Genomic DNA, 7,340 nt, shown 5'->3' with positions numbered 1-7,340 from the left:
GTGACATCCGAAAATTCGACCTGCCGGAGATAGTGCATCTGAATCCGGAGCGGGATCCGGTACCGCAGGCAGTAGGGCTTTAAAAAGCCAGAACCACTTCATGTGCCAACTATGTTGACAGATTCCGGTCAGGCCGGATAGAAAGGCCAGATAATAGGCAGCAAAACGACGCAGACCAAGTAGCCCACGACCACCAGGGGCAGACCCGCCTTGACGTAGTCATTGAAGCGATATCCCCCGATCCCCAACACCATGGTGTTGGCCGGCATGCCCAGCGGCGTTGCAAAGGCGCAGGAGCCGCCGATGCAGATCGCCATCAATACCGCACTGGGGTCAGCGCCCAATCCCACCGAGATCGCACCGCCTATAGGGGCCAACAGGGCTGTCGTGGCCGTATTGGACATGAACTGCGAGAGACCCGCGGATATCACGAACAGTACACTGAGCAAAACGCGCGGTGATGGGGCTTCGCCCAGATAGGCGACCACATGCTCCGCCATCATCGTGCCCAGCCCCGTCTTCTGCATTGCGATGGCCATAGGCAGCATGCCCGCGAAGAGGAAGATGACGCGGGAATCGATGGCTTCCAGCGCACGGCGCTCCTTCATGACACCCGCCAAGACCAGCAGCAGTGCCCCCATGACACCGATGACATGCATGGGGAAACCGATTACGTCATCGAAGACCATCGCCAGAATGGTGAGCACCAGCACACCCAACGCCAGGTACTGCTTCCAGAGCGGGGCCATGGTCGGTTGCTCGTCATACATCTCGACCCCATCGCCGCCGGGACGATCCGGCAGGAGCTTGTAGCCGATGGTCAGGAAGTACAGCAGGCCGAAGATCATCATCGGAATGCCGATCATTGCAAAGGAGAAGAAACCGAAGGACTGAGCGCCATCGGTCATCTTGCTCAAGGTGCTGTCGACGATCAGGTTGCCAGGTGCCCCGATCAAGGACAGATTACCGCCCATTGCCGAAGCGAAGGCGAGCGGCATCAGAAGCTTGGAGCGGCGAATCCCGGAGCGACTGGCGATGCCGACCACCGCAGGAATCAAGACGGCAGCCGTGCCGGTATTGGACAGAAAGCCGGACAGAATCGCTGTCACCAGCATGATGGCCAGCAGCAGCTGTCGCTCTGTCTTGGCGAAATGCGTCACGATGCCACCGATACGATTGGCCATGCCGGTTTCGAACAAGGCACCGCCGACGACGAACATCGCGCAGAAGAGAATCACGTTCTTGTTGATGAACCCGGAAAAGGCTTCCTCTGGCGTGAGGATGTCGCCCAGCACGAGACTGATCAGTACCAGCATGGCAGTCAGGGCAAGTGGAATCTTTTCCGAGACGAACAGTACGATCGCGACCATGAGAATGGCCAGCGTCAGAAGTTGCGCGTCCATTTTATTATCCTTGTGGTTGGAACCTTCACGCGCAGGGGGCAGGCATGGCGTTCCTGCCCCCTGGATGCTGCAAGGACTGCGTCAGGCGATGGCGGCGCTCTAACGAATCGCGCGAACCCGTTCACAGACGGCATCGGTGATCTCGCGCGTGGTGGCGCTGCCGCCCAGATCTGGCGCATGCAGACCCGAAGCGACCACTTCTTCAATGGCGGTCATGAGGCGCTTGGCCAGAGCCGTCTCACCCAGATGCTCCAGCATCATGACGGCCGTCCAGAAGGCGCCCACCGGATTGGCGATGCCCTTGCCGGTGATATCGAAGGCAGAGCCGTGGATAGGCTCGAACATGGAGGGGAAGGTGCCTTCCGGATTGAGGTTGGCGGTCGGGGCAATCCCCAGGCTGCCGCTCAGAGCCGCAGCGAGATCGGAAATGATATCGGCATGCAGGTTGGTCGCGACGATGACGTCTAGCATGTGGGGCTTGAGGACCATGCGTGTCGTGATGGCGTCGACCAGTTCACGCGTGATCGTGACGTCCGGGTAGTCCTTGGCGACTTCGAAGAAGATCTCGTCCCACAACACCATACCGTGGCGCTGGGCATTGGACTTGGTCACCAGCGTGAGATGCTTGCGCGGACGGGACTGCGCCATTTCAAAGGCGAAGCGGTGAATGCGCTCGATGCCCTTGCGAGTGAAGATCGAGACTTCAGTCCCCACCTCCTCCGGAAGCCCCTGGTGGACACGGCCGCCATTCCCGGAGTATTCCCCTTCACTGTTTTCGCGAATGATGACCCAGTCGATATCCTCCGCCTGCTGAAGACGGCTGGTGATCCCCGGGAAAACACGGGCGGGGCGCATATTGGCGTACTGATCGAACCCCTGACAGATCTTGAGGCGCAGGTCCCACAGCGAGATGTGATCCGGCACCTTTTCGCTGCCTACGGCGCCGAAATAGATGGCATCAAAGGTCTTGAGCTCCTCGATGCCGCCATCCGGAATGTACTGGCCAGTCTTGAGGTACCGCTCGGAGCTCCAGTCGAAGTCGACGAAGTCGAAGGTGACGTCGGTATTGTCTTCCGCCAGCACTTCCAGCACACGCTTGCCGGCTTCGATGACTTCAAGACCGATACCATCGCCCGGGATGACTGCAATACGGTGGCTATTCATGATGTAGGCTCTCTTGTCATTGGGGTGGGTGAATCAAGGCGTGATCACACACTAGCCAGCGAGCAACCGAGCCGACAATGCACTAGCATTCACAACACCTTCAACCAGGAAGTTGAAAATGCAATCGCTCACAGAACTCGATTTCTTCCTGACGCTCTGTCGGGAAGGCAGCATGTCCAACGCCGCCCGCGTGCTGGACATCAGTCCGGCAGCCGTCAGCAAGCGACTGGCAAACATTGAAAAAAGACTCAAGATTCAATTATTTAACCGCAGCACGCGCTCCATGAGCCTCACGCCCGAAGGCCAGATATATCAGCGCCATGCGGAACAGACCTTGAGCCAGGTGCTGGAGATGGAAGAGCAGCTTTCCCGCCATGAGGGGCAGGTAAGAGGAAGACTAAAGGTGAACGCCCCGCTGGGCTTCGGGCGCAAGTACATGGCGCCCATCATCTCGGGCTTCGTTCAGGCGTATCCGCAGGTCGAGGTGACATTGCATCTTTCCGACATCCCGCACGCCATGGTCGATGGTGCCTTTGACGTCGCCATTCGATTCGGCGAGCTGCCCGATTCCAATCTGCATGCGCGCAAGATCGCCTCACACCGCCGCATCGTCTGTGCCTCTCCGCATTACCTTGCCCGCCACGGGTGCCCGCAGCATCCCGATGAACTGGCCAACCACGAATGCATCACCCTGCATCAGAATCGGGACTCATGGAGCATCTGGAAATTTCAGGGCAGTGAGGAAACCTGTAGCGTCAAGGTGGGCGGCAGCCTGTCCACCAATGATGGGGAAAGCGCCCTTCGCTGGGCCCTGGATGGCCGCGGAATCGTGCTGCGAGCGGAATGGGATGTGGCGCCTTATGTCGAGGCGGGAGAACTCAAGATACTGTTCGAGGAGTATCAATTGCCCAATGCCGACATCCATCTGGTCTATCAACATCATGCCGTGCTGCCGCTTCGGATCCGCCATTTCATTGAGCACACTCAGGATTATCTGGCCCGCCACCCTTTCAAGTGACACGGCAATCCCTTCAAATTACGCACGGCTATCTACAGGGACAGGGCTTCATTGCGACAACGAAATGCCCTGATGCAGGCGTGCATCAGGGCATTGGGGAAAAGCAGCTCATTCACTTGCTCAGAGACCTCAAGGCGATCACAGAGGTGGCGTGATCACGCCCCTTCCGCCTCGGCGTCCTGCTGCTTGGCCAGCTTGTGACCGTCTTCTGATTGCCCGATCTTCCAGTAGCTGGAGACATAGAAGTGGGACTTGGGGATCTCATGCACCTGCTTGAGGTGCGCACGCAGCGCTCGCATGCTGCCGAATTCACAGGCCGCCCAGACAGACACCTGGCCCTCTAGGCTCGGCAAGGAGGCGATCTTGTCCAGCAGCGGCTGGCCGCTCGGGTCCGGTTGCGCATTGATGACCCAGTGCAGCTCGATGCCGGCAGGATGCTCAAGCGTCTGGATATCGGCTTCGCTGGTCACCTCGATGACGGCGTGACCGCGCGCCTGGGCCGGTAGCTCGGCCAGATTGACGCTGATCGCCGGCAAGGCCGTCATGTCACCCGCCAGCAGGAACCAGTCGGCTTCCATGTTGATCAGCTTCTTTGGCCCCGGGCCGCCGATGGTGATGCGGTCCCCCGGCTGGGCGCTGACGGCCCAGGCAGATGCCGGGCCGGCGTGATCGTGCAGCGCAAAATCAACATCGATCTCGGTCGAACGGTGATGACGAATGGTATAGGTGCGCATCATCGGGCGCTCGCCTTCCCCGCGCGGAAACACCAGTTTGATATAGGCGCTCTCCTGCCCCTCGGGAATGGAGCCGATATTCTCCCCGCCCAAGGTGACGCGCAGCATATGCTCCGTCACCGGGGTGGAACGAATCACTTCAAGCTCTCGCATTGCGGGCTTACCCATCTTGCGCACTCCTCTGGCAAACGCCTTCAAGTTGTTCAGCATCGCGTGCTTCACACTCGCTTGTATTGTGGATCATGGCAGATGCCGTTTTCATGAATGTGGCGACCTCCTCATCGCTGAGGTCTCCCGCCATCCGCTGAGCGGTCTCATCTTCCAGGGCTTCAATCTCTTTGAGCATGTCGTGGCCCGCCTCGGTAAGGGCGAGAAACAGGCTGCGACGGTCCTGCGGATTTTCCGTCTTGATGATCAATCCCGCCGTCAACAATTCATTGAGCACCCGCGTCACGCGCGCCTTGTCCTGCCCCAAATGCTGCACGATCTTGTGCGCCGTACACTCGGAGGTACGACCAATGCCCTTCAGCACCCGAATGTGCGTGACAGGCAGATCAAGCTGGTAGCGCTGGATGCCCAAGCGAAGCTGCCTGCGATAGACATGCAACAGCTGATGCAGCACATCATTGAGTGATGTCTGACTCATGTGTCACTCACCATATGGTTGGTATAGGTCAACTATATTGGCAGATAGTTGATACTGTCAACAAACACATGATCGAGAAGCATTCTCATCTTAATGCCGAAAATCTCATATGCCTATCACGCTTCCCTCCACTGCCAAGCGCGCTTTCGGCAACTCTTGCTGCGTGACATGGTGACAGCGAGCGGGAACCTGCTAAGGTCGAAGACCACACATTCCTGACGCCCACGAGAGGCATCGATGGCTGAACTCTGCCTGCTGTTTGATTCCGATGGCACCCTGGTTGATAGCGAAATCCTCCTCGCCGAGGCCATGTCCAGCACCCTGCCCCGCTATGGTCTGCCGTTTACCAGCGACCGCTACATGAACGAGTTTCGCGGCATGCGTTTCATGAGCATCGTGCGCACGCTGGAGGCAGTTCATGGCGTTCTGGAAGAAGCCCCCACACGGCGCATGGAAGGCGAGATGCGCGCCCTGCTGGAAGAGATGATGAAGGCACACCTGACGGCGATGCCCGGCATGTCAGCCGCCTTGATGGAGCTTGAAGGCTACCCCTGTGGCGTGGTGTCCAACGGGCCTGAGCGCAAGGTGCGTCTGGCGCTCGATACCACACGCCTGGCGCGCTTCTTCGATGGCCATATCTACAGCGCCTATACCCTGGGCGTGTGGAAGCCGGACCCGCGTATCTATCGACTCGCAGCCGAGCAGATGGGCTTTTCGCCATCACATTGTGTGGTGATCGATGATGCCATCGTTGGGGTACAGGCAGGGCTGGATGCCGGCATGCAGGTCATCCACTTCGCCCATCACGACGACGGCCATGAAACGCCGCGTGGCGCACTGCGAATGCACCATGCGCGCGAGCTGCCGAGACTGGTGGCGCAGATTTCCCAGAAGCTCGCGGCGCGGAACTAAAAGCTCGCTGCGCAGTACTAGACATCGTCGCGTCTTCTCCCTCAATTCCCGCCCAATGAAACCCCGTCTCGTGAAATCCCGCCCCTCGAGGCGGGATTTTTCATGCCTGGCGCACAAAACAGGCTGCTCGTGGTGTGACTCACTCACTCTGTCGCAGCCACCAGCGCTCCCGACCGCGGATGCCGCACCCTCCTCTCCTTCCGATACGAATAGGCAAGTTTTAGCGACTATAGCGCCTATATATCGTCATTAGCGATACTTATAGTGTCTCTTCAGCAAACACGCACCAGACACGCAAGGCTCACAGGACACGACCGTACGCAAAGCCAGACGCAGCTCTCGTGTGCTCCCCTGACATGACCAAAGCGCAACCGCCGCATACCTGCCATCAGGATCTTGACCATGACTCGCAACACCCCATTTGGCCCCAAGGGCTGGACCCCGGACAGAATCGGCTCGCTCGTCGGCAAGACCTATCTCATCACCGGCGCCAATAGCGGCGCGGACTTTCAGGCGACGCGCATATTGCTGAGCAAGGGTGCCGCCGTCGTGATGCTGAATCGCAACCCGACCAGATCAGAGGCGGCCATCGCGGCGCTGCAAGAGGAGTTTGGCCCCGCGGCGAATGTCAGTCATATACGCATGGATCTGGCGGAACTGGCCTGCGTACGCAGAGCGGCCGCGGAAGTGCTGGAGGAGGTCCCGCAGATCGATGCCCTCATCTGCAATGGCGCCATCGCCCAGGTTTCCCGACAGCAACTCACCGTCGACGGTTTCGAAAGTCAGCTGGGCGTGAATCACTACGGGCATTTCCTGCTGTGCGGGCTGCTGTTCGAGCGTATCGATGCCTCCAACGGGCGGATCGTCGTGGTCTCCAGTGAAGGCCACAAGATGGGCCTGAAAACCATCCAGTTCGATGACATGAACTGGGAGCACAACTATCACCCGAACAAGGTCTATAGCCACAGCAAGCTGGCGCAGATGATGTTCGCCTATGAATTGCAGGACAGGATTGAGGCGGCAGACCGCCAGGTAAACGTCTTTGTCTGCCATCCGGGCGCGTCCAATACCTCACTGATTCGTGACAACGCCAATCTGGCGACTCGACTCAGCTGGGCAGTGATGGTGAAGACGGGCATGGCGCAGACGGCGGAGAAAGGCGCTTACCCGGAAGTCATGTGCGCCACCGAGGAGACCCTCAGGCAGCGGGCCTACCATGGCCCGACGGGGCTGATGAATTTCGGCGGGCCGGTGGGCGAGTGCGAATTGGGGGCATTCGTTCTGGAGAAGAGCCTCATGACCCGGTTATGGCAAGTCTCGGAGAAGGCAACGCAGTTGTGAAGTGGACCCCATCCTTTGGACCACCTGACGGGTCGTCTAAGCTCGGATCAGGTCATCATCGGCGTCAGGCCGCCTGGATCAGTGGTTGAGAGAAGTACACTTCATCAGGTGTAGCATCGTCT

7 protein-coding genes are annotated in these 7,340 nt (G+C 58.9%); 3 read left to right on the top strand and 4 right to left on the bottom strand.

Annotated features, from left to right (window positions below; genetic code table 11):
* Positions 1-128: 128 nt before the first annotated feature.
* Positions 129-1,403, bottom strand: a complete 1,275-nt coding sequence (locus IZU87_RS16740) for an SLC13 family permease (RefSeq protein WP_213115290.1) — start codon at positions 1,401-1,403, stop codon at positions 129-131.
* A 99-nt stretch (positions 1,404-1,502) separates the two neighbouring features.
* Positions 1,503-2,567 (bottom strand): tartrate dehydrogenase, encoded by a 1,065-nt coding sequence (locus IZU87_RS16735; protein WP_249330711.1) that lies wholly within the window; start codon positions 2,565-2,567, stop codon positions 1,503-1,505.
* A 118-nt stretch (positions 2,568-2,685) separates the two neighbouring features.
* Here IZU87_RS16735 and IZU87_RS16730 point away from each other — a divergent pair, with 118 nt between their 5' ends.
* Entirely contained in the window at positions 2,686-3,585 is a 900-nt protein-coding gene (locus IZU87_RS16730; RefSeq protein ID WP_192839320.1) for a LysR substrate-binding domain-containing protein, read from the top strand.
* Between the two features lie 155 nt (positions 3,586-3,740).
* Here IZU87_RS16730 and IZU87_RS16725 read toward each other — a convergent pair whose 3' ends face one another.
* Positions 3,741-4,487, bottom strand: a complete 747-nt coding sequence (locus tag IZU87_RS16725) for a siderophore-interacting protein (protein ID WP_213115288.1) — start codon at positions 4,485-4,487, stop codon at positions 3,741-3,743.
* Entirely contained in the window at positions 4,480-4,965 is a 486-nt protein-coding gene (locus IZU87_RS16720; protein WP_213115287.1) for a MarR family winged helix-turn-helix transcriptional regulator, read from the bottom strand. The genes IZU87_RS16725 and IZU87_RS16720 overlap by 8 nt, the downstream gene beginning before the upstream one ends.
* Positions 4,966-5,202: 237 nt before the next feature.
* On the opposite strand from IZU87_RS16720, the gene IZU87_RS16715 reads away from it, so the two are divergent.
* A complete protein-coding gene (locus tag IZU87_RS16715) occupies positions 5,203-5,877 on the top strand; it encodes an HAD family hydrolase (protein WP_213115286.1) in 675 nt (224 codons plus the stop codon).
* Between the two features lie 402 nt (positions 5,878-6,279).
* Positions 6,280-7,218 carry an SDR family NAD(P)-dependent oxidoreductase gene (locus IZU87_RS16710; protein ID WP_213115285.1) on the top strand — a complete coding sequence of 313 codons (939 nt, stop codon included), beginning with the start codon at positions 6,280-6,282 and terminating at the stop codon, positions 7,216-7,218.
* Positions 7,219-7,340 lie beyond the last annotated feature (122 nt).

Origin of the sequence: Cobetia sp. MC34 (assembly GCF_018340035.1) — a bacterium.
Classification (GTDB): domain Bacteria; phylum Pseudomonadota; class Gammaproteobacteria; order Pseudomonadales; family Halomonadaceae; genus Cobetia; species Cobetia amphilecti.
This window is presented reverse-complemented; position numbering and strand designations above follow the sequence as displayed.

Bases quoted from the DNA above. Each gene is read 5' to 3' on its own strand.
- IZU87_RS16725 (WP_213115288.1), bottom strand. From the start codon at position 4,487: ATGGGTAAGCCCGCAATGCGAGAGCTTGAAGTGATTCGTTCCACCCCG.
- IZU87_RS16720 (WP_213115287.1), bottom strand. From the start codon at position 4,965: ATGAGTCAGACATCACTCAATGATGTGCTGCATCAGCTGTTGCATGTC.
- IZU87_RS16740 (WP_213115290.1), bottom strand. From the start codon at position 1,403: ATGGACGCGCAACTTCTGACGCTGGCCATTCTCATGGTCGCGATCGTA.
- IZU87_RS16710 (WP_213115285.1), top strand. From the start codon at position 6,280: ATGACTCGCAACACCCCATTTGGCCCCAAGGGCTGGACCCCGGACAGA.
- IZU87_RS16715 (WP_213115286.1), top strand. From the start codon at position 5,203: ATGGCTGAACTCTGCCTGCTGTTTGATTCCGATGGCACCCTGGTTGAT.
- IZU87_RS16730 (WP_192839320.1), top strand. From the start codon at position 2,686: ATGCAATCGCTCACAGAACTCGATTTCTTCCTGACGCTCTGTCGGGAA.
- IZU87_RS16735 (WP_249330711.1), bottom strand. From the start codon at position 2,567: ATGAATAGCCACCGTATTGCAGTCATCCCGGGCGATGGTATCGGTCTT.